Origin of the sequence: Sphingomonas sp. Leaf343, assembly GCF_001423765.1 — a bacterium.
Classification (GTDB): domain Bacteria; phylum Pseudomonadota; class Alphaproteobacteria; order Sphingomonadales; family Sphingomonadaceae; genus Sphingomonas.
The window spans coordinates 97,674-124,357 of sequence record NZ_LMPG01000001.1 but is presented as its reverse complement, the minus strand read 5'-3'; the positions used below and the strand labels follow the sequence as shown (position 1 = coordinate 124,357).

Genomic DNA, 26,684 nt, shown 5'->3' with positions numbered 1-26,684 from the left:
TCCCGTTCAAGGTTCGCCGTCGTCGCGGCGCTGTTGATTACTCCGACATAACGAGTCGTTCATCCGGGCGCAATCAGTCGATTGTCCATTCGAAAACACCGACATCGGCGGCGTCCGCGAACACCAGCCGCAGCCAGCGCGTCGTCGTCGGATGCGCGACCACGATCGGCGATCCGGTGCGGACGGCGTCGGCGGCGAGCGGCGTCCAGCGACGGCCGTCGCGCGATGCCTCGACCCGGAAGCGGTACGGCTTCGTCGCATATTCCGGCCGCAGCCGTGTCCCGCGCACCGGCCGGCTCTTACCGAGGTCGGCGACCAACGTCACCGGCCGACCGACCAGCGGCTTCCACAACGTCGCGTAATTGTCGTCCGCCGCCCGTTCGGGACCATGCAGCGGATCGCCCGCCGTGCCGCTCGCCTGCCACCGCAATCCGCGCGTGCGAGCGGCCGCGAAGCCCGTCACCGCCCCACCGGTATGCGTCGGTTCGACCTTCGCGATGGTGCCGTCGGCGGCGAAGCGCAGCGCGTCGACCGCGATCTGCCGCTTCACCTCGGTGCCGGCGGGATCGAACGGCAGGCCCTGCCGGTGGTAGAGGATGTACGGGTCGCCGCCGGACCGGAAGACGGCGTGATGGCCGGGGCTGACGATCTGTCGCGCCGCATCGGTCTGGAGGATCGGGCTGGTCACACCCTCCTCGAACGGGCCGAACGGCGTCGCGCCGGCCGCATAGCGCACCTTGTACGTGTCCTTTGTCGTGTTGCCGTCGCTATAGGTCAGGTAATAGCGGCCGTTCGCCTTCACCATGAACGGTCCCTCGAAATAGTTGGCGGGCGTCACGTCGCGCACCGGACCGTCGAAGCCGATCATGTCGGGCTTCAGCTTAGCGACGAAGCAATGGCCGTTGGTCCAGTTCCAGCCCGAACCCCAATAGAGATACGCCTGCCCGTCATCGTCGATGAACGCCTCCGCGTCGATCATGTGATATTTCGGCGCAAACGCTTTGTTCACCAGCGGCTTGCCGCCATTCGCATCGCGCCAGGGTCCGCCAGCGGAGGGTGCGGTGCCGACCCAGATCTCGTTGCCGACCGACACGTACATCCACCAGCGGCCGTCCCTCGCCTGCACGACGGAGGGTGCCCAGACCTTGGCGTCGCCGGAGGTCGGACTGGTCGCGGCCTGTTTGGTCGGCCAATCCGGTGTGGAGAAGGTCCAGTCGCGGCCGTTGTCCGACTGCCACAGACCAAGCCGGTCGTCGCCCCACGGATCGATCGTCGCGAAGATGTACCAGCGGCCCCTGTCGCGCACGATCGAGGGGTCCGCGAAATACCCCGGCAGCAACGGGTTGCCCGCACCCGGCAGATCCCAGCGCGGCGTCGGAACGTCGGCCGCCACCCCCGCTCCGGCAAGACACAGAGCGAGAATGGCGAACGCGTTTTTCATCATGACCTCAGAACCGAAACCGGGCACCGAGGCTGTAATAGCGCCCCTCCTCGCGAACATCGCGGGGAAAAAACTGGGTCGCGTTATAGTTGCGGTAGTTGTTGAACGGCGTCGCCAGAATGTTGTTGATATCGGCCGTCAACGTCAGGTTCTTGAACGGGGTGTAGGCCAGCGAATAATCGAGGCGCGACACCGCCCGCGTCGTCTCGCCGGCATATTGCTCCTCGTTGACGTTGCGGTTAAAGCTGTTCACGAACTCGCTGCGGCGATTGTACGACAGGCGCGTCGAGATCGGCCCGCGCTCGTAGAAGGCGGTCAGGTTGTACGTCCACTTCGACACGCCGGTGATCGGCACGATCGGGGCCTGCTCGCCCAGTGCCGAGGGCAGTTCGTTGGTGCCGTCGAGATAGGTGACGTTGGCCTGTCCGCCGAAGCCGCTGAGGACGCCCGGCAGGAAGTCGAAGAACGACTGGATGCCGATCTCCGCACCCTTGACCTTGCCGGCGCCGGCATTCTCCGGTTGCGTCAACTGGACGCGGCCCAGCCCCTCGAAGTTCTCGACCGGATTCGTGTACGTGTTGATGAAGCCGAACAGGTCGCGATAGAATACCGCACCGGTCAGCGACCCCGTCTTCGAGAAATACCATTCCAGCGTCGCGTCGAAATTGTTCGACGTCAGCGGCTGGAGGTTGGGATTGCCGCGCGTGACGAACGCGTTGAACAGCGGCTGTCCATCCGGCCCGGTCGTCTGCCCGCCCGAGGTCTGGCTGTTGAACGTCACCGTCGCACCGGGGTTGAGCTGGCCGAAGGTCGGCCGCGTGCGCGTTTCGGTATAGGCGAAACGCGCCTGGAACTTCGGCGTGAACTTGATCCGCATGTTGGCGGACGGCAGGATGTCGAGGTAGTTCTGCTTGTTGGTGATCGGGTCGATGCTGGCGACGCCCGCGGCGTCGACCGACCGCTGGAAGCCCGAATAGCGGCCGTCGGTATTCACCGCGCGCACCCCGAACGTGCCGTCGATGTCGAACGTCCCGACCGTGAATTCATACTTGCCCTGCGCATAGAAGGCGTAGGTCTGCTCCGTCGCGGTGAAGCCGCCGAGCGGGTCGAGCGGGATGATCGCCGTCTGGAACCGGGCGAGGTTCTCGGCCAGGCCGGTGTCGGTCGGATTGGCCGCCGCCAGCTGCGTCAGCGCCGCGACCGACGCCTGCTGAAGCCCGGCGAAGTTCTCGCGGATGTTGACGCGGCTGGGCATCAGCCAGTTCTGGAAACCCGGCAGCGTGTTGCTGCGGAAGCCGTCCGTCACGGTCTCCAGCGCGCCGGACGGCAGGCTGGCGAGCGGGATGCCCAGCGTCGAGGTGTTGGCGTAGCGGTTGCCCTGTTCCAGACTGGAATTGCGATCGACGTAGCGCGCGCCGAACTGGATCGACGGCAGCACCGCGAAGTCGGTGGCGAGGTCGACATCGGCCCGCCACTGGATACCGTCGCCCTTCGCCTTGTACCGGCGCTCGTAATAGCCGCGCCACGCATAGTTGGCGGGGTTCAGCGCGTCGTATCCGCCAAGGTCGTAATCGACCGATCCGTCGACATCGAACGCCGCATTGACCGTCGGCGCGGAGGTGAACTGCGAGTCGAGGCTGTACTCGCTCGCGGTGTAGGTCGACGTGGTATAGGCGAAATCACTCGAAATCTTCGCGCGACCGATGCTCCAGACGAAGCCGATCGCACCCTGATAGGTATCGGTGCGATCGTTGTTGGTCGACCGGTACATCTCCGCCGGATAGCCACCGGTCTTGGTCAGGCTGGCGGCCTTGTTCGGCTCGCCTTCGACCAGCACGACGTTGCTCAGGGTCGGGCGCACGCCGGCAACGCTGGCGCGTTCGAGGTTGGCGTTGAACCACTCGTTCGCGGCCTCTCCGCGATAGGCCTGCCACAGGCCGTCGGCATAGATTTCCAGGTTCGACGCAGGCTTCCACTGGAGCGAGCCGTTGATCGACGGCCGCCACCGCTTGCCGCGGCTGTAATAATTGCCGATCGAGCCGGGGAAGGCGAATTCGTTGCCGACGCCCGGCGTCGTGACGGGCAGATCGTCGTCGGTCGTGCCGAGATCGCCGACCGGCGTCCGAACGAACGCCTCGTCGTAACGGACGGCATTGCGGTAATGCGACTGGGTGTAGGCGAAGTTGATGAGCGCACCGAAGTCGCCGATCCCCGTCTCCCACCGGTTGCTGATGAGGATGTTGCCGTTCGGGTCGTACTTGTTCGACTGGTCGTTGTACGTGCCGCGGATCGCGCCTGCGATCTCCAGCCCGTCGAAGTCGAACGGCCGGCGCGAGCGCACGTTGATGAGCCCGGCGAGGCCCGGCTCGATCAGGTTCGACGTACCGGACTTATAGACCTCCAGCGCGGCGAGCGCACCGGCGGGGAAATCCTGAAGCGCGACGCCGCGGTTCTCGGCGGTGAAGATCTCGCGGCCGTTGAAGGTGGTGGTCAGGTCGGGCAGGCCGCGGACCAGCACGCCCGTCGCCTCGTCGTTGGTGCGCGTCACCTGCACGCCGGTGATGCGAGCCAGCGCCTCCGACGCGTTGTTGTCGGGCAGCTTGCCGATATCCTCGGCGACGATCGCGTCGAGGATCGAATCGGAGTCGCGCTTCAACGCCTGCGCGGAACTGAGGCTCTGGCGGAACCCCGTCACGACGATCTCGCCGCCATCCCCCTGCGCCGCATAGCCGGCGGGCGGGGCCGCCTGCGCGGCCTCCTGATCCTGCCCACCTTCGGGCGATTGCGGCGCGGTCGGAGACTGCGGCGCGGCAGGCGCGGGCGCGACATCGGCGGCGGGGTTGACCTGCGTCGTCTCGCCGGCGGTCGGGGCCGGAGCATCCTGCGCGGCGGGTGTTGGCGCGTCCTGCGCCGCGGCGGGCATCGCGCCGGCGATCACCAGCGCCATCGTGGCGCTCGACAACAGGAATAAGGGTGCGCGCTTCATCGTTTTCGTCCTCTCCACCGGTGCAGCGATGCACCGCGCGGCCGTTCTCGGCCTGCCTGAACCCGGGAGGTTCCGCCGCCGGACGGCGGCGATTTCCCGCCGCTGCGCTAGTCGGTTTTATCGGACGATTGCAATATAGTAGGAGTTATCAACGTCATAAGCGACGGGAGTGTGGCCATTTTACACTCCCGACGCGATGTACTGCCCTCAGTTTGCGGCAAATCGACGGAACCTATTGCGGCTGGGTCGCGCGCGCTGGCTTGGCCTTTGTCGGAGTTGTGCCTTCGCCGGCAAACGGTTCGAAGCGGAAGGCGACGCGCGTCGGCTCCAGCTTCGTACGGTACTGCATGTGCGGCTTGCCGACGTCGCTCCACGTCGTGTCACCGCCGACGCCCCACTGCGCCGCGTCGATCAGCAACGATACCTGACCGTGCGGCACGATGTCGCTCGACTTCCACGTCCCCGGCGCGCGGCGGTAGAGGTCGGTGTACGGAAAGGCGAGCGCGTTCATCATCAGCGGCGTCTCGCCGACGACCCTCAAGCCGTTGCCTGCACCCGACAATTCCATCCAGCGGACATCGACCTTGTTGCCGGTATCCTGCGGCCGCATGAAATCGTGGTCCTGCTCCGCGATCGCGCCGCGCCAAAGGCCGATCGGGGCACTGGTCTTGCGATCGACATAGCTTTCGTGCGGCCCGCGCCCGTACCACTCGACCGTCTTGATGCTGGTCGGCATCGCATATTGCAGGCCGACGCGGATCGGCGGCGGCAGATCGCTCTTCAGCGGCGTCAGTTCGCCCGCGACCGCGACCGATCCGTCGCCCGCCATCGTATAGGTAGTGACGAAGCGCACCGCGCCCGCCCCCATCTCGTGATCGACGACGATCTCCGCGCCCGCATCGGTCTTGCGCACCGTGATCGAGCGCACCTGACGCTCGTCGTTGAAGCCCTTCCACGGCGCGACCAGCGCGATGACTCCGTTGGCGGTGTCGTTGTCGGTTTCCGCGCGCCAGAAATGGGGCGCGCCGCCGGTCGCGAGCATTGCGCCGCCGCGGGCATAGCCGTCGACCAGTCCGGTCTTGCGATCGATCGTCAGGCTGGCGCCGCTCGCCGACAACCGCACCACATCGGCGGCATCGCGCACCGTCACCGCACCGCCGCGCGCGACGACCGGCTTCGGCGTGCTGCCCAGCGCGAACTGCTCCCATCCGACCGTGTAGCCGGCGGGTACCAGCGGCACCGCGTTCGCCTTAGCGCGGGCGCGGACGGTCACCAGATACTCCGCACCCGGCTTGCGCGTGAAGGCAGGCAGTGGCAGCGTCACGACCTCCGCAGACCGTGCGGCAAGCGTGATCGCCGGCAGCGCGCCCTGCGCCACGGCGACGCCGTCCTCCTCCACGACCCAGTCGAAGTCGAAACCGGACAGGTCGCGGAAGTCGTGCCGGTTGCGCACCGTGACGCGGCCGGTCGCGGGATCGAACCCCTCGAACTGGATCGGCGAGAGGACCTTCTGGACCTCGTACAGTTGCGGATTGGGCGTGCGGTCGGGCTGGTTCAGGCCGTCGCCGAACTCGATATCGCCGCCGGGGTTCGGGCCGTACTCGCCGCCGTCGCCCCAATAGCGTCGGCCTTCCTTGTTATAACGGTACATCGACTGGTCCACCCAGTCCCAGATGAAGCCGCCCTGCAACTTGTCGTATTTGTAGATGGTGTCCCAGTAATCCTTGAAGTTGCCGCCCGAATTGCCCTGCATATGGGCGTATTCGCACTGGATCATCGGCTGGGTACGGGTCGGGTCCGTCGCCCAGTCCACCATCTTCTCGATGTCGTCGTACATCGGCGCGTAGATATCCACGAAACCGTTGGGCGCGTGATTCCAGTCGAGCGTACCCCAGCCCAGATACGAGATCAGTCGCGAGGGATCGCGGCGACGCGCGGCGGCGGCGGCCTTCTCGAAGTTGGGACCGATGCCGGCTTCGTTGCCCAGCGACCAGAAGATGATCGACGGGTGGTTCTTGTCGCGCTCGACCATGTTGGTCACGCGGCTGACATGTGCGCCCTCCCACGCCGGGTCGAAGCCGATCTGCAGTTTCGGGCGAAGCTCCGGGTGCTTGTTCGCGTAATCCATATACGCGTGGCTCTCGATATTGGCCTCGTCCATCACGTACAGGCCGTATTCGTCGGCAAGGTCGTACCAGCGCGGATCGTTCGGATAATGCGAGGTGCGCACCGCGTTGATGTTGTTGCGCTTCATCAACTCGATATCGCGGCGCATCGATGCTTCGGAGATGACGTGGAACGTCTCCGGATCATGCTCGTGACGGTTGACGCCGCGGATCATGATCTGGCGGCCATTGACCATCACGCGGCCGTTCTTGATCTCGACGGTGCGGAACCCGATCCGCTGCGGCGTGGCCTGGATGACGGTGCCGTCGGCGTCGAGCAATTCGACCATGAGGTTATACAGATTGGGCGTCTCCGCCGACCACGCCCGTACTCCGGGCACCGGCGCGGCCAGCGTCACGGTGCGCTCGGCCCGGCCGGGGGCGATGCGCGCCTCCTTCACCAGCACCGGCGTCGTGCCGTCCATCAGCGTCATGCGCGCGGTCATCGGCTTCGTGGAGGCCGTCACCGCCAGTTCCGTCGCCAGCGTGCCGTTGCGGTAGGATGCGTCGAGCCCCGCCTTCACGAACAGGTCGCGCAAGCGCGCCTTTGGTGCGGCGACCATATAGACCGACCGCTCGATCCCCGACACACGCCAGAAATCCTGATCCTCGATATAGCTGCCGTCCGACCAGCGATGCACCTGGATCGCCACCGTGTTGCGGCCCGGCTTCACCAGCCGCGTGACGTCGAAGTCGCTGGGAAGCTTGGAATCCTCCGAATAGCCGGCCTCCTGTCCGTTGACCCACACGCGGTAGGCGGAACCGGCGGCGCCGATGTGCAGGATCACATCCTCCCCCGCCCAGCCGGCAGGCAGGTCGATATCGCGCCGGTACGAACCGACCGGGTTGGTCGCGTGGGGGATCAGCGGGCGGTTGGCGGGGAACGGATAGGTGATGTTGTTGTAGCGCGGCTGGTCGTAACCCTCGGTCTGCCAGTCGGCCGGGACCTTGATGCTCTTCCACGCGGCGACATCGTAATCGGGCCGCTCGAACCCGGCCGGCACGGCGTCGGACGAGGGGGAGAACGCGAATTTCCACTGGCCGTCGAGCGACAGATAGCGCGACGACCTGGTCATGTCGCCGGCGGTCGCCGCGGCGAGGCTTTCGTACGGGAAATGCGTCGCGCTGGCGGGCATCTTGCCGCGCGCGAACACCGCCGGGTTTTCCCAGTCGGGACGGGCGGGATCGACCTGCACCGGCTGGACACGCGGCGCGCCGTCCTGCGCAACCGCAGCCGCCGTCACTGCGAGGAGCGAACCGCTCGCCAGAATGGTCCAGTGCTTCAAAACGTCTCTCCCTGCCCGCGGCCTCACCAGCCTGCTGATCTTGTATGACAATACAGATGAAATAGGGTTGCGCAACTGGTAGGCAGTGCCTGCCCGAACGATTGCAGACGCCATTTGGATGGCGGGAGAGGTACCGAATGACGATGTCACGCCGCACGATCCTGGCCGCCACGCTGGCCTCCCTGACGGCCGCGCCCGCGCTGGCGGCAGACCCGGCGGTAACGCTGCCGATCCGCGTCGATATCGAGCATCCGGGAACGGCGTTCGAGGGATGGGGCACCGCGCTGGCATGGTTCGCGAGCATCACCGGCGGGTATCCGGATGCGACCCGCAACCGGCTGGCGGACCTGTTCTATGGGCAGGACGGGCTCGGCTGGACGATCGCGCGGTATAATATTGGCGGTGGCAACCCGCCGGGCACGTCGGGCTATCTGCGCGTCGGTGGCGCGATCCCCGGCTTCTGGCGGCAACCCGCGGGGACGACGGGCAACAACTGGTGGCGGGCGGACGATGCGCGGATGTGGGACTGGTCCGCCGACGCGTCGCAACGCTGGTGGCTGGACGCGATCCGGGTGCGCGTGAAGACGCCGATCTACGAGGCGTTCTCCAACTCGCCCCCCTGGTTCATGACGGTCAGCGGCAAGGTGTCGGGCGCGGAAAAGGCGACCGACGACAATCTTCGCCGCGGCCACGAGCCAGCCTTTGCGACCTATCTGGCGCGCGTGGTCGAGGAATTGCAGCGCCGCCACCGGATCGCGTTCCGCACACTGTCGCCGGTCAACGAACCCAATACCGATTACTGGTTCGCCGCGAACAAGCAGGAGGGGGCGCACTGGTCGCCGGCGCGGCAGGCGATGATGATCGACGCCAGCGACGCGGCGCTGAAGACGCGCGGGCTGAAGACCGTCGTCTCCGCCCCCGACGAGACGAGTTCGAACCTGTTCCTCGACGACTGGGCCGGCTACCCGGCCGCGACGCGGGCGCGGATCGGGCAATTGAACGTCCACTCCTACGGAACGCTGAATCAAAGCGGGGTGCGCGATGCGGCGCGAGCGGCCAACATCCGGTTGTGGATGTCGGAAGTCGACCTGTCCGCCGACAAGACGGTGGAGGATTTCACCGACATCCGCCCGGCGCTGGCGCTCGGCGAGCGGATCGTCGGCGACCTGAAGAAGCTGGAGCCGGCCGCCTGGGTGTTCTGGCAGGCGGTCGAGGACGACAGCGCACGCGATGGCAAGCCGGGATCGAACTGGGGTCTCATCAAGATGGACCTGCGCGCCCCCGCCGCCGGGCCGCACCGGATCACCATCACGCCCAAATACTGGGCGATGGCGAACTTCAGCCGCTATATCCGGCCAGGAATGAAGCTCGTCCGTGTCGATGATGTCGACAGCGTCGCGGCGATGAATGCCGACGGGAGCGAGATGGCGCTGGTCCACGTCAATCCCGGCTGGTCGCCACGCAATCTCGTGCTGGCGCTTCCCGGCCAATGGCGCGTCGATACGATCGTGACCGATGCCGCGCACAAGGCGGAGACGACCGGATCGATGCAGGCATGCGGCACGATCCGCTCGGTCGCGCCGCCGCGGGGGATCACGACGCTGAGCCTGGTGCGGACCGCGACCCGCTGCTGACTGGCTATTCGGCGGCGGTCGTATCCATGTCGCCGCCGGGCATCGCGACGCCGCGGTGAATGCGAACGCCGGACATGGCGGCGAGCTTCACGGGTTCGGCAGCGACTGCGGCGGCGGCGGCGGTCGGTTCTGCGGCGGCAGCAAACTCGGCCGTGCCGCGATGGATCGCCACCCCGTGCGCGGTATCGCCGCTCGGCTGCGGATCGGCGGCGGCGAGCAGCGTGTCGGTGCCCGGCTCCACGCCCGCATAACGCTGGCGCAGGCTGAGCGCGCCCGCCATCGCGCCGCGCCAGCGATAGAAGATATGCGCGCCGATCTGGCCGATGCGCGACAGGCTGGGTGCCCACCAGGGCGATACGGCGAAGGTGTGATAGAAGGTTGCGACACCGACCGGCGCATAGACCGCGCCATCCAGCGCGGCGGCGGCGACGCGGCGGGCGCGCTCCCACGAACCGATGTCCCGCGGCCGGTCCATCGATCCGTCGCAGGCGAAGCTGAACTGGCACCCCTTGGACGAGCGTTGATACACCACACCGCAAACGCTGGACGGAAAGGCACGGTCACGCACCCGGTTCAGCACGACCTGCGCGACGGCGCGCTGGCCGTCGTCCGTTTCGGATCGCGCCTCGTAGTAGATCGCGGATGTCAGGCAGTCCTCGGCGCGGTTCGCGTCCGACAGCGAGCGGGCGGCGGACGTGAACGGCTCGGCGGGCGCGGCAGGGGTGCCGACCGTCGCCTCGGGCTGCTGGTCCGGCGTCAGGCCGAAATCGGCCAGCAACTTCGCCTGCGCCTTCGACAGGGCGGGCGGCGGCACTGCCTGCACCACCCGCACCCGCTGTTCCGGGGTGCAGCCCGTGGCGGCCACGGTGGCGGCGATCGACAGGCTGAGGCGGCATCGCATGGCTGCGGACTACCGGGATATGGTTGACCACCCGTTAAAGACCCGCGCTTATTGTGCGCCGCAACATAAATCCCATATCCTGCTGGACGACGGTCGCGTGAGCGGCTCACCTTGAGGAGCAGACATGCGACGTATCTCCGACACGCTGGCCCGCCTCGCCAGGTTCCAGCCGCCTTCGATGCCGACCGCCGGCAGCGACCGGCTCGACACGCTAGCCGACTTCGGCAGCAATCCCGGCGACTTGCACGCGAGGCTGTATGTGCCCGACGGTCTGAAGCCGGGTGCGGCGCTGGTCGTGGCGCTGCACGGCTGTACGCAGACCGCCGCGGGCTACGACCACGGCACCGGCTGGTCGGCGCTGGCGGATGCAGAGGGCTTCGTCGTGCTGCTGCCGGAACAGAAGCGCGGCAACAACGGCAATATGTGTTTCAACTGGTTCGAGCCGGGCGACATCCGCCGCACCGGCGGCGAGGCCGAGTCGATCGCGCAGATGATCCGCACGACGATCTCCCGTCACGGCATCGATCCGGCCCGCGTCTTCGTCACCGGCCTGTCGGCGGGCGGGGCAATGACGGCGGTGATGCTCGCGACCTGGCCGGAGCTGTTCGCGGGCGGCGCGATCATCGGCGGCCTGCCCTATGGCAGCGCATCGAACGTGTCGCAGGCGCTCGACCGGATGCGCGGCCACGGACTGGCCGGTGACGATGTAGCCGCCGACGCGGTGCGCGCCGCTGGCGGGGCCACGCGCTGGCCACGCGTTTCGGTGTGGCACGGCAGCGCGGACTCGACCGTCACCGCGGCCAATATGGACCGCCTGACCGGCCAATGGCGCACCGTCCACGGACTTCCTGCCGCCGTGAGCCGGGTCGAAACGGGACCACGCTGGGAACGCCGCGTGTGGGCGGACGCCGCGGGGCGCGATGCGGTCGAGCAATGGGCGATCGCCGGCATGGGCCACGGCGTGCCCGTCGATCCCGCCGCGCTGGGACATGCGGGACCGTACATGCTGGATGTCGGCCTCTCCAGCACGCTGGCGATCGCGCGATCCTGGGGCCTGACGGAGCAGGTGAGCGTCGAGCGGACGGGAGAGGAGCCGGCGAAGGCTTCGGCCTTTCCGGAGATGCCGTCGCTGGGGTCGATGCCGGCCGGTGTGCAGGACACGATCGACCGCGCGATGCGCGCGGCGGGACTGATGCGGTAACCTGCCATCGATCGACGTTCTCCCTTGAAGGCGGAGCCCAGTTCTGCCTGACCAGTGTCATATGCGCAGGCACTGGGTTCCCGCCTTCGCAGGAACACATGAGAAATCACCCTCGCCGGTATCCGACATTACCGCTCACCCCTTGCCTCCCGCCCCGCCCCGATAGAGGACGGCACCAAGGGAGAGCCGGATTGGCGAGCGTAAGCGTTTCAGGTCTGGCGAAAAGCTTCGGCGACACACACGTCCTTTCGCCGACCGACCTGACGATTGAGGATGGCGAGTTCGTCGTCATCGTCGGCCCCTCAGGCTGCGGCAAGTCGACGCTGCTGCGGCTGATCGCCGGGCTGGAAACGCCGGACGCGGGCCATATCGCGATCGGCGGCCGCGACGTCACCGATGCCGCTCCGGCGGATCGCGGCGTGGCGATGGTGTTCCAGTCCTATGCGCTCTACCCGCATCTGACCGTCGCCGGGAACATCGCCTTCCCCCTGAAGGTCGCAGGAAGGGCAAATGCGGAAATCGCCGAACGGGTCGCTGCCGTCGCGGCGTCGCTGGACCTGACCGACCTGCTCGACCGCAAGCCGCGCGCTCTGTCGGGCGGTCAACGTCAGCGCGTGTCGATCGCCCGCGCGATCGTCCGCCAGCCGCAGGTGCTGCTGCTCGACGAGCCGCTGTCGAACCTCGACAGCGAGTTGCGCGTGCGAATGCGGCACGAGTTCGCGCGGCTGCACCAGCAACTCGGCGCGACGATGATCTACGTCACGCACGACCAGCTGGAGGCGATGACGCTGGCGAACCGGATCGTCGTGATGGCGAAGGGCCGCGTCGAGCAGGTCGGCGCGCCGCTCGAGCTCTATGCCCGTCCCGCCAATCTGGCGGTGGCGAAGGCGATCGGGTCGCCGGCCATGAACCTGATCCCGGTGACGGTGGTCGCCCCAGGCGCGGTGCGACTGCCGGACGGCGCGGTCGTGACCGTTGCGGCGCAAGGCATCGTGGGCGGGCAGGCGACGCTCGGCATCCGGCCGGAGCATCTGTTCGCCGCCGACGGCGGGCCGATCGCCGGCGCGGTGGAGCTGTTCGAGCGGCTCGGCCCGCTGTCGTTCGCACATCTCGGCACGCGGCCGGACCCGATCGTCGCGCAATTGCCGGGGGATCGCCGCGTCGCGCTGGGCGAGACGTTGCGGTTCGGGGTCAATCCGGCCGACACGCAGCTGTTCGATGCGGAGGGCCGCGCCCTCACCCCTTGATGCTGCCGCCCAGCAGCCCGCCGATGTAATAGCGTTGCAGCGCGAGGAAGAGCAGCAGCACCGGCATCGTCGTCACCACCGCGCTCGCCATCATCAGCTCGCCGTCCGCCGCATGTTCGCGCGCAATCGCCGCCACTGCCACGGGCAGCGTGTAGAGGTGCTGGTCCGCGAGCACGATCAGCGGCCACAGGAAGTCGTTCCAGCTACCGAGAAACATGAACAGCGCCAGCGTGACGGTGACCGGCGTCAGCAGCGGCAGCACGATCGTGCGGAAGATGCGCGCCTCGCTCGCGCCGTCCAGCCGCGCCGCGTCGATCATCTCGTCCGGGATCGCCAGCGTCGCCTGCCGCACGAACAGCACCGCGAAGATACCCGCCAGCGAGGGCAGGATGACGCCCGCATAGCTGTTGATGAGACCAAGCTGCTTGAAGATCAGGAACAGCGGCAGCATTGCCACCTGCCCCGGCACCACCAGCGACGCGATCAGCAGTTTCAGCAGCCGTTCGCGCCCCCGGAACCGCAGCTTGGCGAAGGCATAGCCGGCGGGCACCGTCAGTAGCAGGCCGAGCAGCGTCGACATCGCCGCCACGAACAGGCTGTTGCCGATCGCCGGCACGATCCGGTAATCGAACCACGCGCCGTCGATCAGTCGCCGGGCGAGCAACTCGTAGTAATTCTCCAGACTCCAGCGGCTCGGCCAGAACGGCGGCGGGAATGCGTTCGACTCCCCGCGCGGCATGAACGACACGGTCACCATCCACGCCAGCGGCAGCGTCACGACCAATGTCATCGCCGCAACCAATGCGTTGGTCAGGATCGCTCCAATCCTGAAACGGGGCGCTGTCACAGCCATTCGTACCGCCGCCCGATCCGCGCCTGGATAAAAGTCAGGATCAGGATCAGCACGAACAGCACGAACGCCACCGCCGATGCGCGACCGAGATTCCACCACGTGAACCCCTCCTGATACATGAAGTACAGCACCGTCGTGGTGCTCTGCGCCGGGCCGCCCAGCGTCATGACGTACGGCTCGGCGAAGATCTGGAGAAAGCCCGCGACGCTCATCACCGCCGCCAGCAGCAGCGTCGGCCCGATCGCCGGCAGCGTAACGTGACGGAACCGTGCCCACCGCCCTGCCCCGTCCAGCCGCGCCGCCTCCATCAGGTCGCCGGGCACCGCCGACAACGCGGCGGTGAAGACGATCATATTGTACCCGAAGATCTTCCACGTCACGAAGATCATGATCGCCGGGATCGACGCGTGCGGATCGCCCAGCCAGTCGACCGGCGGAATGCCGACCCAGCCCAGCGCGTAATTGACCAGCCCGAACCGCGTGTTCAGCAGGAACCGCCAGACGACCGCGGTCGCGACGACGCTGGTGACGTAGGGCGCGAACAGCAGCACGCGCCACAGCGGCTTCCACCGCACCGTCTTCGCATCGAGCAGCAGCGCGGTCGCCAGGGACAGCCCGATCGCCGCGGGCACGCCGAGCAGTGCGAACAAAGCGGTATTGGCGAGCGAGCGCCAGAACAGCGGCGTCCGCGCGAGATCGGTGAAGTTGCCGAACCCGACGAAGCCGAGGTTCGACCAGTCCGCCAGCGCGTAGAGGCTGTAGTCGGTGACGCTGAGCGCCAGCGCCAGCACGGTCGGCAGCACCAGCACGAGCAGGATGATCGCCAATACCGGCGCGGTGAACATCCACGCGACGCGTTCCTGACGCGTCATGCCAGCCTCCCCGCCTGCACCAGCGCGCGGCGCTTCGCGAGCAACTGGTCGACGCGGCGGTCCATCGTCGCCAGCCCCTCGTCGATCGTCATCAGGTGGCGGACGACGCGTTCGGCGATCAACTGCACCTCGATGCGGACGCGCTCCCACTCGACGATGTTGGGGTCGACGGACACGTCGAGCATCTGCGCGGCGAACGGCGCCAGCGCGGGCGCGGTCAGTTGCGGGTCCGACCACGCGCTGCGCCGCGCCGGCAAATTGCCGATCAGCGTCTGGAACCGCAACTCCGTCGCCGCGGAGGTCATGTGTCGTACCAGCGCCCACGCCGCATCCGGCCGCGTCGAGGTGCGCGACACCGCCAGCGCCGCACTGACCCCCGACACCGGACCGGGACCGCGCGGACCGGGCATCCGCGCGACGCCCCAGCGATCGGCGGCGATCTCGCTGCGGCGGCGATGCAGGTCGAGCAGCAGCGACGGGCCGCTGGGATAGATCGCGAAATACCCCTGAGCGAAGGCGGCGAGCGGGTCCTGCATCTCGGTCGACACGATCGGCGGCGCGAGCCCCTCGTCGAACAGCGAGCGGTAGAAGGACAGCGCCTCGCGAAATGCCGGGTTCCGGAAATTGCCGCGCGTATCGCGCTCGCGCAGCAGCGGCGTGCCGGTCTGGCTGGCGAAGGTGAACAGCGCGTCCCACCAGTTCAGCAGCATCAGGAACGCGTAATCGTCCGGCCGCCGCCGCTTCAGCCGCCGGCCCATCTCGCGCCAGCCCGCCCAGCCCTCCGGCGGCGCACCATAGCCAGCGTCGGCGAGCAGATCTCGGCGATAGAATTGCACCTGCGGCGCGACCGACCACGGCACCGCATGCGCGACGCCGCCCTGTTCGACGGTGGCCAGCGTCGCGGGGAACAAATCCGCCAGCAACGCACCGTCCGCTACGGGCGCGATCGCGCCGACCAACGCGAACTCGCCCACCCAGCCGTTCGGCAGCATCATTACGTCGGGCAGCGCGCCACCGGCATGCGCCGTCAGCAGTTTCTCGTGCGCGGCGGTCCAGGGTAGCGACTGCACCTCCACCGATATGCCGGTCGTGCGGGTGAAGGCGGGCATCAGATGGGGCGAATAATCCCCCTCGTAGCTCATCGCCCACAGCCGCAGCGCGTTCGGATCGCGGCGCGCGGTGCAGGCAACCAGCCCGGTCGCCGCCGCTCCGGCCAGCACACCCCGTCGCGTAACGCCGCCGCTGCGCTCGTGCCCGCACCCCATTTGCGCTTTGTGACAGGCAGGCTCCGCACCGGCCAGCATCAAGTGATGATCCATGTTTCTTCTCAAGGATTTGGCAGCGGTCGGACACGATCCAGTTGATTGATCGCATGACGTCGACCGTCCACCCCTGCGGCTAGGACGACGGCCAAGGGGCTGCGTCGGCAGGGGAAGACCACATGACCTCGTTCCGTTTCCGCGCCTGGCTGGCCGGCACCGCCGCCGTGATCGCGATGCCGCTCCACGCCCAGACCGTAGCTGCGCCCGCACCCGCTCAGGACGCAGCGGCCGAGACGCCGCAGGCCGAGCCGGACGCCGCCGACATCGTCGTCACGGGATCGCGCATCGTGCGGCCGGACTTCGCCGCGCCCAACCCGATCGTGTCGTTCGATGCGGCCAACATCCAGCAGTCGGGCAACACCAACGTCACCAACTTCCTGCAACGCGTGCCCGCGCTGACCAACTCGGTCGACAGCACGCAGACGGCGGGATCGGACCGGCTGAATTCGCAGCCGTTCGGCGCGGCGGGGCTGAACCTGCTCGACCTGCGCGGTCTGGGGCCGGCGCGGACCCTGGTGCTGGTCAACGGCCGCCGGCACGTCGCGGGCCAGATCAACTCCGCCGCAGTCGATATCAATTCCATCCCGACCGACCTGATCGAGCGGGTCGACGTGCTGACCGGCAGCGCGTCGGCGGTCTACGGCGCGGACGGCGTCACCGGCGTCGTCAACTTCATCCTGAAGCGCGATTTCGAAGGCGTGTCGGCGCGCAGCCAGTTCGGTATCTCCCAGCGGGGCGACGCGGCCAATCGGTTTGCATCGATTCAGGCGGGGCAGAATTTCGGCGACGGGAGCGGCAACGTCACCGTCGCGTACGAATATAACGCCGACGATCCGCTGGCGAACGACGACCGGTCCTACCTGCGTCAGAACCGCCGCCGCTACCTGATCCCCAACGATGCCGATGTCGGCGACGATCCGAACGTGCCCGACAACGTGCTGCAGGGCGATCTGCGCTATCCGGGCGAGTCGCCCTTCGGCCTGATCGACGTCGCCGGCACGCTGTTCCGTGGCGACGGCCAGCTCTATAATCCCGGCACCCCCGCCGCCTTCTACGCCACCGGTGGCGACGCGACGCCGGTCGCGGGCTTCGTGGGCGACCTGCTGCCGCGCATCCGCCGCCACGGCGCGAACATACTGACGCATTACGATTTCAGCGACGCGGCCAAGCTGTCGCTGGAGGGCAAGTTCGTGCAGGTGCGCGCGACCACGTTCGACAGCCCGACCGGTAATTACCCCGCCACCTTCACGCTCGACAACGCTTTCCTGCCCGCCAGCATCCGCAACGCCGCGCTTGCCGCCGGGCTGACCAGCGTGTCGTCGGTGCGCGACAATCTGGATTTCGGGCGTCACGGCGAAAGCGACCGGCGGCAGACGTGGCGCGGCGTCGCGGACCTGACCGGCCGCATCTCCGACCACGCCACTTACGACATGTATTACACCTATGGCCGCACCGACGTCCGCATCACCAAGATCAACGACCGGCTGAATGACCGCTACCTCGCGGCGCTGGACGCGGTGATCGATCCGGCGACGGGCCGCGCGACGTGTCGGTCCAACCTGAACCCCGCCGCGTTGCAGACGCCCGCGGTCACTTTCACCCCCGGCGCAAGCAGCGGCTGCATCCCGATCAACACGTTCGGCGCGGGCACCGCCGACCCGGCCAGCCTCGACTTCTTCCAGCTCGACAACAGCAGCGCGGCGCGGATCGAGCAGCATGTCGTCAACGCGTCGATCACCGGCGATCTCGGCCAGTTCTTTCGCCTGCCCGGTGGCCCGGTCCAATTCGCGACCGGCGCGGAATATCGCAAGGAACGCAGCAGCTTCTCGCCCAACGATTACCTGACGCGCGGCCTGTTCTACCAATATGACGAGTTCGTGATCCCGTCGCCGTCGCGTGGCGCGTTCGACGTGTGGGAAGCATTCGGAGAGGTGAACGCACCCATCCTGGAGGGGAAGCGCTTCGCCGAGACGCTGTCGGTCGGCGCCGCGGGCCGCTATTCCGATTACTCGACGATCGGCTCGACCCGCGCCTACCAGTTCAACGGTGTTTACGCCCCCATCCGCGACCTCAGCTTCCGCGGCAGTTACGGGGAGGCGGTGCGCGCGCCCAATATCGGCGAGTTGTTCACGCCGCTGACCGGGGCCAGCAGCTTCTTCACCGACCCCTGCTATCCGGAGCAGCGCGGCAACGGCACCGCCACACGCGCCGCCAATTGCGCTGCGCTGATCGCCGCGGCGGGCGGCACGCTCGGCAGCTTCACCGCCGCCAACAACCCCAATGCGGTGTCGTTCATCCCCGGATCGCAGCAGGGTAATCCCGACCTGCGCGAGGAAACGGCGCGGACCTGGACCGCCGGCGCGGTGCTGCGCCCTCGCTTCGTCCCCGGCCTGACAATCGCGGCGGACTGGTACGACATCCGCCTGCGCAACGCGATCAGCACGCCGGGCGCGCAGACGATCGCGGAGCTGTGCGTCGATCAGCCGACCGTCGACAACGTCTATTGCGCCGCGATCAGCCGGCAGCAGGGCACGGGTTATATCAGTGGCTTCACCGTGCAGCCGCAGAACGTCTCGCGCTTCCGCACCGCCGGCCTCGATCTCAACATCGCCTATCGCCTGCGCGCGGGCCGGGCCGGCGATTTCGACATCCGGTTCGTCGGCGGTTACCTGTACCGGCTGGACACGGTCGCCACGCCGGGGGCGCAGGTCGAGGATCAGGTCGATCAGCCTGGGCGGCCCAAATACAACTTCGTCTTGTCGCCGAGCTGGACGCTGGAGGGTCTGACGCTGAGCTACAATCTGCGCTGGTTCGACCGCGTCCGTCGTTTCTCGAAGAACACGACCGCCAACAATCCCGATTACGCCCCCGCCGATCTGCTTCGCTACAACGAGCTGTGGCAGCATGACGTGCAGGTCCAGTATGCGCTGCCGGGCGGCTTTGCGCTCTATGGCGGCGTCAACAATCTGGCGGATCGCAAACCGGACGAAGACAGCTACGATTTGCCCATTCCCTCGCTGGGCCGGTATTTCTACATGGGCGCGAAGGTCCGTTTCGGCGGGCGTTAACCCCTCTCCTGCCAAGCGATATTATGCCCCATAACGATCCGATCCCGCTCGCCCCCGTTCTGCCTGCTTACGACGTCGTCATCCCGTGTTTCGACCGGGCGCATGTCGTGGCGGATGCGGTGGCGAGCGTCCTCGCGCAATCGCAGCCGCCCGCGCGGATCGTGATCGTCGACGACGGGTCGCGCGACGCCAGCGGAGCGGTGATCCGCGGGCTGGCGGCACGGCACGCCAGCGTCGAGGCGATGGTGCTGCCCCGCAATGCCGGCGCGTCGAACGCGCGCAACGTCGGGGCGGCGCTGTGTTCGTCGCCGTGGATCGCCTTCCTCGACAGCGACGACGTGTGGCTGCCGGGTGCGGCGGCGGCGTTGCTCGCATGGCCGGTGACGGAAACGGCGGACGTGATCGTCGGCCGCTTCGCGCGGGTCGAGGGTGGCGGGGCACCGGGGCAGCCGGAATGCGGCTGGGATGGCGACGACATCCGCCGCGCGCTGACCACCGGCGGCGTGATCGGGCCGAGCTGGTCGATCGTCCGCCGTGCGACGTTCGACACGGTCGCGGGGTTCGATCCCAGCTTCCACAACTGCAACGACTGGGACTTCTACACGCGCGCCGCGGCTGCGGGAGCCGGCTTCGCACGGATCGAGCCGACCGTGGCGCTGTACCGCACGGTCGCCGGCCACCGGCTGGTCGCCGACCACGCGATCGGCGTGCGGAACGCCGCGCGCGTGCTGGCGCATCCCTATCTGGCGGATCTGGTCGCCAGCTGAGGGTTCAGGCGATATGCCGGTAGAGTTCGCGCTCCTCGCGCGCGATCCGGTCGGTCAGCGCGGCGACGATCGCCTGCGTCTCGGTGCAGAAGGCGGGCCACTCCGCCTCCATCCGCGTCGCCGACCAGTTCGTGATATAGGCGTTATACGTCGTTGCCAGCTCGCCCATATCGTCGCTGAATCGCTCTGCCAGCCGCGCCGCGACGGGGTCCGATCCGCTGCGAAGCTTCGGATACAGCAGCTTGTCCTCCTTCGCGAGGTGCAGCAACAGCTTCCGCGTCAACTCCCACCGCACTCCCGCCACCCCGACGACCGCGGGCCGATCCGCCTGCGCCTGCGCGCCCAGCGCCGACGCCAGCCGGGCCAGCTCGGCATGTTCCCGCGATAGATTGGCTCTGCTCAGCATGGAACGTTCCCTTCGGCCCTCCCGTAGAAGATCCGGCTTGCGGAGCCGTTAATCGCCCGAAGCGGGGACGATCCCGCCGATCGATCCCTCAGGTCAATGCCGCCAGCGCGGCATACCGCCGTGCGTCGATCGGAAAGACCGTGCCGTGGTTCGCGCCGGCGGGGATCGCGATCCGGTTCGACACATCGCGCCACGTCACCAGATCGCGCGACGCCACCGCGCCCCAGCGTTTTTCCGTATAGCGATCGAAGAACACCACGACTTCCCCGTCGATCTCGATCGGGGTCGGTCCCTCGCTCCAGGCGGGGGTGATGGCGTCCGACAACGGACCGTAGGGGCCGCCGGGCGAGGGTGCCTGCGTCCACTGGATGATCTTGCGGACGGGTTCCTTGCGCTCGTCCTTCACGAACATGATCGTGCGACCGTCGCGTTTCAGGAAAGTGCCGTCGATCACGCTGAAACCGGGATCGTAGAATATGCGCGTCGGCGTGAAGGTGACGAAGTCGGCGGTGTCGGTGGCGTACAGCCGGTGGTCGCCCTCCTTGCCCGCTTCCCCGACGGTGCTCGCCCACACGATCGTGAACAGGCGACGACGATCGTCATACACCAGATCGGGTGCCCAGCTGTTCCGCGTGCCCGCGAACGCCGCCATCACCGGCACCGCCCGTTGCGGCGACCACGTCACCAGATCGCGCGAGGCGGCGTGGCCGATCGTCGTGCCCGTCCAGCTCGTCGTCCACACCATGTGGTACAGACCGGTTCGAGGATCGCGCGCGACGCACGGATCGCGCATCAGCCGGTTCTCCCCCACGGTGGGTACCAGCATCGGCACACCACCACGCACCGGGCGGTAGCGATAGCCGTCGTCGCTGATCGCCATCCGCATGCCAGCGCGCCCGTCATCCGCGTTCGCGAAATAACTGAACGCGAAATGCTGCGTCGACCGGGCTGCCAGCGTCGGTCCCGCCAACATGCTGACGGCAAGACCGGCGCATATGTCGCGGCGGGTCGGGATCGTCATCGGCGCATCCACTTCGTCGGCGTCGCGGACACGGTCAGCTCCAGCGCCCCGCCCGCCATGATATCCCCCTGCTTCACGAACGGCGTCGTCAGCGCAACCCCGTTCAGCCGGGCGGAGGCGATGTAGATGCGTCCGGGCTTCCAGTTCCTCGTGCGGATCGTGAAGGTCCGCCCCTCCTCCAGCGTCAGCGTCGCCAGCGGCTGGTGCGGCGCATGCAGATAGAACAGGTCCGTCGTCAGCTTCGGGAACAGGCCGATCCGGTTGAAGACATAGTGCGAACTCATCGCGCCATTATCCTCGTCGCCCGGATAGGCATCGGGCGTGAAGCGGCGGAAGATGCGGTTCGCCCAATAGCTCGCCAGATCGGGACGACCGACATCGCTGAACAGCCACGGCGTCGCGAAACTGGGTTCGTTGGTGATGTCGATCAGGTTGGCGTCCAGCGCATGCCGCAGCCGTTCGACGAACCGGTCACGCCCGCCCATCGCCGTGACCATCCCCGGCAGGTCATGGAGCATCGTGTAGGAATACACCCATGCCGTGCCTTCGTAGAAGCCGACATTCTCGTACTTCTTGCCATCCCAGCCGGTCTTCGGGTCCAGATCCTGAAAGCGACCATCCGCATAGCGCGGGATGATGAAGCCCTTGTATCCGTCGCTGGCGGCATCCGGGTTCCAGACGTTGCGCCAGCTTCCGGAGCGCTTCAGCAGCGCGGCGGCATCGTCGGTGCGACCGGCGGCCCCGGCCAGCTTCGCCGCGTAGAAGTCGTTCAGCGCATAGGCGGGCGTCGACGATCCCGATCGGGCGCGCTGGTTGTCCGGTTCCGGGCTGCGATCGCCGACCGCGAAATAGCCGTCGACCTGATAGCGGGGGCGTCGTTCCTGCCATGCGTTGTGCAGCGCGACCTCGGCGGCCTGTTTCCAGTCGACGCCGGGAACGCCGCGGATCAGTCCTTCGCCCAGCACGTTGTCGATCTCGTCGCCGCCCTGCCCGACCTGATAGTTTCGCCCGGCGATGAACGCGGTGTGCGCCGCGCCATACTTGCGAAAGGTCGCCCCGATCGACGCGATGTTGCTCGCATAGACGCCGGGCCGCAGCAGCGACATCAACGGAAAGCCGGTGTGGTACGTGTCCCACAGCGTATAATAGTCGTCCCAGTGCGGCGTGGCGCGGTCGGCGGCAGGCTGGTCGCGGGTGCGGTCGCGCGGCTGGATGACGCTGTGATACAGCGCGGTGTAGAAGCGGCGCTTGTCCGCTTCCCCCACGCCGTCGATCGTTACGCGGCCGAGTTCCCGGTTCCACGCCGCCTGCGTGGCGATGCGGACCCCGTCGAAATCATAGCCGGGGATATCCTGATCGAGCAACTGCGCGGCGCGTTCGGCGCTGGTGAAGGACACCGCGACCTTCATCATCACCGGTGTTCCCGCGTCGAACTGCCACCAGGCGTTCAGTCTGGTGTCGGCGGGCACGGACGCGCCGGTCGATCCGGATTGCACCTGATCGCCGGCGCGCACGCCCCAGCGCGTCGGCTTCCGGTCGAGCTGCGCGACGAACCAGATGTCGGACTGCGCCGGGTTCCAGTAATCTTTGGCCCGGACCCGTGCGACGATGCGCGCCCGCGCCGGGTCGATCGTCACCTCCGCCCCGGCGCTGCCGAGTTCGCCGCGGATCTTGCGGGTGATGTCGAACACCATCGTCGCGGGCGTACCCGCTGGATAGGCGAAGCGGTAAAGCGCCGCGTTCTCGGCCGGCGTCACCTCGGCGCGGATACCGTACCGCGACAGGGTGACGGCATAGGCGTCCGCCGCCAGCCGCTCGTCCGCCTTCGGCGACAGATGCTGCGCCTCGTCGAATTGCGGTTCACCCGTCTGCGGAGAGACGAGGAACGTGCCGTAGGTGGTTCGCCCGCCCGAGCCTTGCGTATGCAGTTGCGCGAATCCGCTCAGCGGCGCGTCCTTGTCGTACCCCGCATTGCTGCCGATCAGGGTTTCCGGGCTGGGGTGGATCGATCCGGCGGGACGGGTCGGGCCGGGGACGGTATCGCCCTGATCGTCGTTGCCCGTGCCGACGCGTGGATCGACGTAACGGTACAGCTCGCGTGCCTGCTGCGCCTGCGCGATGACCGGAACGCCCAGCGTGGCGACGATCGTGGCGGCGGTGGCGAAACGACGGCTGGTCGACATATTGTGCTCCCGGCCGGTGCGGGGCCGGCGACGTATCGTGGCTAATGGACCGATGGCGGCGTTACCACCGGCTGGGGCTGGCTTGAACATTTACCGAACGGCAGCGGTCCGGAAAAACGGCGCCCCTCCCCGAACGGGAGGGACGCCGAGGTGGGGAACCGGTCTAGAAGGTCGAACGCGCCGTGATCGTGAACGTGCGCCCGTCATAATCGCCGCGACGGATCAGGCGCGGGTCGTTCTCATATTCGATCCGCAGCGCGTTCGTCAGGTTGTAGGCATCGAACGACAGCGACGTCCGCTCGTCGATATTGAGCGAGGCGGACAGATCGAACTGTCCGCGCGACTTCACCGACCGCGCCGCGCCGGTGAACGTGCCCGCCGACGCCAGATCGTACTTGCTGCGGATATTGTAGACCAGGCGGATGCCGCCCAGATCGCCCTCGTAATAGCCGATCAGGTTGGCGTTGTGCTTCGACACGCCAGGCAGCGTGGCGTCCGCGCCGCTCGACGTCTTGCCGCTGATCGTGGTGTAGGCATAGTTGAAGCCGCCACCCAGATGACGCAGCGCACCGGGCAGGAAGTCCAGCGTCTGCTGAAGGTTGAACTCCAGACCGCGGACGGTGACCGGCTTGTCCTGGTTCACAAAACCGGTCGCGGCGACGATGAAGGGCGTCGGCACCGCACCGCCGGTGAAGATCAGGCTGCTTTCGCACCGGTCGCCATTGACGCGCAGCGTGCCCAGGCCAAGCTCGCTGGCATCCGCAGGGCAGAGCTGCTTGGGATCGCTGATATTGGCGATCAGGCCGGTGATCCGCTTCTGGAATCCCGCGACCGAGACGATGCCGTTGGGGCGGTTGTACCATTCCAGCGACAGGTCGAGCGACGTGGAGTCGTACGGCTTCAGGTCGGGATTGCCGAGCGTGACCGAGTAGACGCCGTTGACCGGGTTGCCCACGATCGTCGCCGGCGTGAACTGGCGCGGCTGGGGCCGGACATAGGTCTTGTACGCGGCACCGCGCAGCAGCAGCTTGTCCGTGATGTCGGCGACCGCGATGAACGACGGCAGCAGCTTGCCGTAGTTGCGCGAATAGGTGTTCGTGCGGAAGTCCGACGGCGAACCGATCGTGCCGGTCAGCGAGATGCGATCCAGCGCCTCGATCACGTTGCGTGCCTGTTCATAGCGCAGGCCGCCATTGCCGCGGATACGGACGCCCGCGACCGAAACCTCGTACTTCAACTGCGCGTAGCCGGCCGCGATGTCCGTCTGGTTCGAGAAATTGTAGAGCGCGTAGTTGTTGTCGTTGTAGCGAATGTTGAAACCCAGCGGCGACAGCGCCCCGCCCGGAAACACCTGCACCGGCAGCAGCTTGTCGAACGCATAGTCGAGCGGCGTCGACTGCCAGTTGCTGCTGGTCGTACCTGCCTTGCCGCCGAAGAAATCGCCAACCGGCGGCGCGGTACGCAGGAAGGTGCCGTCGATGTTCTGCGTCTGGATACCGAACGCAGAGGTGCGATAGCCCTCGGACGTGAACTTGTTGTGTTCAAAGCGGAAGCCGGCCTGGATACCGCTCAGCACGCTACCCTCGAAGCTGCGCTCCACATCCCATTGATAGGCGAGCAGGTCGGTCTGGGCGTAGCTCTGGGTGCCCGTCACCTGCAAACGCTGGCGGCGGTTGGCGGCCACGGGGGAGTCGTAATATTGCGTCGGGTCGGACACGCCACCCCAATACCAGCCGTTCGGCACGACGCTGGAGACGAGCGGATCGGGCGCGATCGTGTAGAACAGGTCGCCGATCTCGCCCGCGCCGGTGCGGATCGTGCCGCTGACGCCGTTGCCGGCCGCGGTCTGCAACCGGTCGAAATCGATCGAGCTTTCTTCCGACCGGTTGTTCGCCTTCGACGCGGTCAGGATGGTGCTCAGCCGCCAGACATCGTCCGACCATTCCGCCTTGCCGTTCAGCCCCCACGCCTTTTGCCGCAACGACAGGCGGCGCGTCGACATGCGCGGATCGGCGGCGTTACGGAAATCATAGTCGGTGACGACGTAGCGACCGTCCGACAACTGGATCGGTGCGCTGGTCGGCGTCAGACTGCTGACGTCGTTGTTGCCGACGATCGAGAAATACTGGTTGGTCTTGGGCAGCTTGCGGTCGGTGTAGAAGCCGGTCAGGCCGACGCGGGTATGATCGTCGGGCTTCCATTCAGCGCCGGCCGCGCCCGTATAGAGGTCGCCGTTGTTGAGCCGCGCATATTGCCGGATCTGCGAGTTGTAGAGCACGCCCGTGGTCGCGGTCGAACCGGTGCACGACGGGCATGCCGCCGAACGCGGATAATAGGCACCCAGCGTCGATGCGTTCGCCTGGGCCTGCGCCGCGGAAAAGGCGGAGTAGCTGTTGAACTGTACCGTATCCCTGCGGAAATTCTCCTTCTTGTACGCCAGCACGCCAAAGACCGCGAAGCTGTCGGAGAAGATGTGGTTGTAGCCGATCGTCGCGGCCGGGGCGAGCTTGTCGCCGAGCTGGTTGTATTCCAGCGCCGCCTTGACGAAGCCACCTTCCTTGCGGCTGAGGGCAGGTGCGATCTGGAGGTCGACATTGCCCGACAGGCCACCGGTCTGCGCATTGGCGAGCGGTGATTTGTCGACGACGATCGCGCTGAAAATATCGGCGTTGAACGCACCGAGCGGCGCGGCCTCGGTCAGGATCGGTTCGGCGAAGGCGACGCCGTTCAGAGTCAGGCGGGCATATTCCCCGGGCAGGCCGCGCAGGTTGATCGTCGCGTTGCGGCCCTCCGCCTCCCGGTTGATCTGGACGCCGGGCACGCGCTGCAGCGCCTCGCCGACGTTGAGGTCCGGGAAGCGGCCCAGACCGTCGGACGAGATGCCGTCGGTGATCGCGACCTCGTTACGCTTCGACCGGATCGCATCCGCATAGCTCTGGCGGAAGCCGTTGACGACGATGTCGCTTTGCGGCGCGTCCAGCGTCTCGGGCTGCGACTGCGGGTCGGCAGCGGTCGACTGGTCGGGGTTGGCGGGCGTCGCGACGGTCGGCGTCGGCGGGTTCGGCTGCACCTCCTGCGCCAACGCTGGCGAGGCAATCATACCAGTTGTCAGGACAGTTGCGCCCAGCAAGGTAACAAGTCGACGATGACGCGGATACACGGCGTAGCTCATAAAAAATCCCCCCCTTCGACATCCGCGTGATCGGTATCTTACGACTCGATCCATCGCGAACAAACGATTGTAATACCTGCCAAAAAAATGACCAAGCGATGATCGTCATCGATTGGTCGACCCTTTTGGCAAGGCCAATTACGGCCGGATGAGCTTTCG

The 26,684-nt window shown here is 67.1% G+C and carries 16 protein-coding genes; 5 read left to right on the top strand and 11 right to left on the bottom strand.

The genetic code is table 11. The annotated features are described in order from the left end of the window. Window positions 1–73: 73 nt before the first annotated feature. The 3 genes from ASG07_RS00455 to ASG07_RS00445 all read right to left on the bottom strand — a co-directional run bounded on the left by ASG07_RS00455 (window position 74) and on the right by ASG07_RS00445 (window position 7,878). Complete coding sequence (locus tag ASG07_RS00455; protein WP_055840707.1) at window positions 74–1,444, bottom strand: family 43 glycosylhydrolase; 1,371 nt, start codon at window positions 1,442–1,444, stop codon at window positions 74–76. Window positions 1,445–1,448: 4 nt separating this feature from the next. Continuing rightward, window positions 1,449–4,427 (bottom strand): TonB-dependent receptor, encoded by a 2,979-nt coding sequence (locus tag ASG07_RS00450; RefSeq protein ID WP_055840704.1) that lies wholly within the window; start codon window positions 4,425–4,427, stop codon window positions 1,449–1,451. A 232-nt stretch (window positions 4,428–4,659) separates the two neighbouring features. After that, window positions 4,660–7,878: a glycoside hydrolase family 2 TIM barrel-domain containing protein gene (locus ASG07_RS00445; RefSeq protein ID WP_055840702.1), complete on the bottom strand. Its 3,219-nt coding sequence runs from the start codon at window positions 7,876–7,878 to the stop codon at window positions 4,660–4,662. A gap of 137 nt (window positions 7,879–8,015) precedes the next feature. Between ASG07_RS00445 and ASG07_RS00440 the strand changes: the two genes are divergently transcribed. Further along, window positions 8,016–9,512, top strand: a complete 1,497-nt coding sequence (locus ASG07_RS00440) for a glycoside hydrolase (RefSeq protein ID WP_055840700.1) — start codon at window positions 8,016–8,018, stop codon at window positions 9,510–9,512. Between the two features lie 4 nt (window positions 9,513–9,516). Here ASG07_RS00440 and ASG07_RS00435 read toward each other — a convergent pair whose 3' ends face one another. Next, a complete protein-coding gene (locus ASG07_RS00435) occupies window positions 9,517–10,413 on the bottom strand; it encodes a cell wall hydrolase (RefSeq protein ID WP_055840696.1) in 897 nt (298 codons plus the stop codon). 124 nt (window positions 10,414–10,537) lie between these two features. Between ASG07_RS00435 and ASG07_RS00430 the strand changes: the two genes are divergently transcribed. Further along, window positions 10,538–11,614 carry an extracellular catalytic domain type 1 short-chain-length polyhydroxyalkanoate depolymerase gene (locus tag ASG07_RS00430; protein WP_055840693.1) on the top strand — a complete coding sequence of 359 codons (1,077 nt, stop codon included), beginning with the start codon at window positions 10,538–10,540 and terminating at the stop codon, window positions 11,612–11,614. Window positions 11,615–11,805: 191 nt separating this feature from the next. Next, entirely contained in the window at window positions 11,806–12,861 is a 1,056-nt protein-coding gene (locus ASG07_RS18075; protein ID WP_055840690.1) for an ABC transporter ATP-binding protein, read from the top strand. On the opposite strand, the gene ASG07_RS00420 is transcribed toward ASG07_RS18075, so the two are convergent. Genes ASG07_RS00420 through ASG07_RS00410 form a run of 3 tightly spaced genes read right to left on the bottom strand, consistent with a single transcriptional unit; the run spans window position 12,851 to window position 15,905 of the window. Further along, a complete protein-coding gene (locus ASG07_RS00420; protein ID WP_055840687.1) occupies window positions 12,851–13,714 on the bottom strand; it encodes a carbohydrate ABC transporter permease in 864 nt (287 codons plus the stop codon). The genes ASG07_RS18075 and ASG07_RS00420 overlap by 11 nt on opposite strands. Continuing rightward, window positions 13,705–14,586, bottom strand: a complete 882-nt coding sequence (locus tag ASG07_RS00415; protein ID WP_055840685.1) for a carbohydrate ABC transporter permease — start codon at window positions 14,584–14,586, stop codon at window positions 13,705–13,707. The genes ASG07_RS00420 and ASG07_RS00415 overlap by 10 nt, the downstream gene beginning before the upstream one ends. Further along, window positions 14,583–15,905 carry an extracellular solute-binding protein gene (locus ASG07_RS00410; protein WP_055840683.1) on the bottom strand — a complete coding sequence of 441 codons (1,323 nt, stop codon included), beginning with the start codon at window positions 15,903–15,905 and terminating at the stop codon, window positions 14,583–14,585. Before ASG07_RS00410 ends, ASG07_RS00415 begins: the two co-directional genes overlap by 4 nt. 122 nt (window positions 15,906–16,027) lie before the next feature. Between ASG07_RS00410 and ASG07_RS00405 the strand changes: the two genes are divergently transcribed. Next, window positions 16,028–18,976: a TonB-dependent receptor plug domain-containing protein gene (locus tag ASG07_RS00405; protein WP_082474392.1), complete on the top strand. Its 2,949-nt coding sequence runs from the start codon at window positions 16,028–16,030 to the stop codon at window positions 18,974–18,976. 23 nt (window positions 18,977–18,999) lie between these two features. Continuing rightward, complete coding sequence (locus tag ASG07_RS00400) at window positions 19,000–19,743, top strand: glycosyltransferase family 2 protein (protein WP_055840681.1); 744 nt, start codon at window positions 19,000–19,002, stop codon at window positions 19,741–19,743. 4 nt (window positions 19,744–19,747) lie between these two features. On the opposite strand, the gene ASG07_RS00395 is transcribed toward ASG07_RS00400, so the two are convergent. From ASG07_RS00395 to ASG07_RS00380, 4 genes are all read right to left on the bottom strand, one after another. Then, entirely contained in the window at window positions 19,748–20,149 is a 402-nt protein-coding gene (locus ASG07_RS00395) for a hemerythrin domain-containing protein (protein WP_055840679.1), read from the bottom strand. A gap of 88 nt (window positions 20,150–20,237) precedes the next feature. Further along, entirely contained in the window at window positions 20,238–21,170 is a 933-nt protein-coding gene (locus ASG07_RS00390) for a glycoside hydrolase family 43 protein (protein WP_055840677.1), read from the bottom strand. Next, window positions 21,167–23,353: a GH92 family glycosyl hydrolase gene (locus ASG07_RS00385; protein WP_055840676.1), complete on the bottom strand. Its 2,187-nt coding sequence runs from the start codon at window positions 23,351–23,353 to the stop codon at window positions 21,167–21,169. The genes ASG07_RS00390 and ASG07_RS00385 overlap by 4 nt, the downstream gene beginning before the upstream one ends. Window positions 23,354–23,516: 163 nt before the next feature. Next, window positions 23,517–26,453, bottom strand: coding sequence for a TonB-dependent receptor (locus ASG07_RS00380; RefSeq protein WP_236694460.1), 2,937 nt, complete (start codon window positions 26,451–26,453; stop codon window positions 23,517–23,519). Between the last annotated feature and the right edge of the window lie 231 nt (window positions 26,454–26,684).

Bases quoted from the DNA above. Each gene is read 5' to 3' on its own strand.
- ASG07_RS00410 (WP_055840683.1), bottom strand. From the start codon at position 15,905: ATGGATCATCACTTGATGCTGGCCGGTGCGGAGCCTGCCTGTCACAAA.
- ASG07_RS00455 (WP_055840707.1), bottom strand. From the start codon at position 1,444: ATGATGAAAAACGCGTTCGCCATTCTCGCTCTGTGTCTTGCCGGAGCG.
- ASG07_RS00395 (WP_055840679.1), bottom strand. From the start codon at position 20,149: ATGCTGAGCAGAGCCAATCTATCGCGGGAACATGCCGAGCTGGCCCGG.
- ASG07_RS00405 (WP_082474392.1), top strand. From the start codon at position 16,028: ATGACCTCGTTCCGTTTCCGCGCCTGGCTGGCCGGCACCGCCGCCGTG.
- ASG07_RS00420 (WP_055840687.1), bottom strand. From the start codon at position 13,714: ATGGCTGTGACAGCGCCCCGTTTCAGGATTGGAGCGATCCTGACCAAC.
- ASG07_RS00430 (WP_055840693.1), top strand. From the start codon at position 10,538: ATGCGACGTATCTCCGACACGCTGGCCCGCCTCGCCAGGTTCCAGCCG.
- ASG07_RS00450 (WP_055840704.1), bottom strand. From the start codon at position 4,427: ATGAAGCGCGCACCCTTATTCCTGTTGTCGAGCGCCACGATGGCGCTG.
- ASG07_RS00435 (WP_055840696.1), bottom strand. From the start codon at position 10,413: ATGCGATGCCGCCTCAGCCTGTCGATCGCCGCCACCGTGGCCGCCACG.
- ASG07_RS00380 (WP_236694460.1), bottom strand. From the start codon at position 26,453: ATGATTGCCTCGCCAGCGTTGGCGCAGGAGGTGCAGCCGAACCCGCCG.
- ASG07_RS00385 (WP_055840676.1), bottom strand. From the start codon at position 23,353: ATGTCGACCAGCCGTCGTTTCGCCACCGCCGCCACGATCGTCGCCACG.
- ASG07_RS00390 (WP_055840677.1), bottom strand. From the start codon at position 21,170: ATGACGATCCCGACCCGCCGCGACATATGCGCCGGTCTTGCCGTCAGC.
- ASG07_RS00415 (WP_055840685.1), bottom strand. From the start codon at position 14,586: ATGACGCGTCAGGAACGCGTCGCGTGGATGTTCACCGCGCCGGTATTG.
- ASG07_RS00400 (WP_055840681.1), top strand. From the start codon at position 19,000: ATGCCCCATAACGATCCGATCCCGCTCGCCCCCGTTCTGCCTGCTTAC.
- ASG07_RS00440 (WP_055840700.1), top strand. From the start codon at position 8,016: ATGACGATGTCACGCCGCACGATCCTGGCCGCCACGCTGGCCTCCCTG.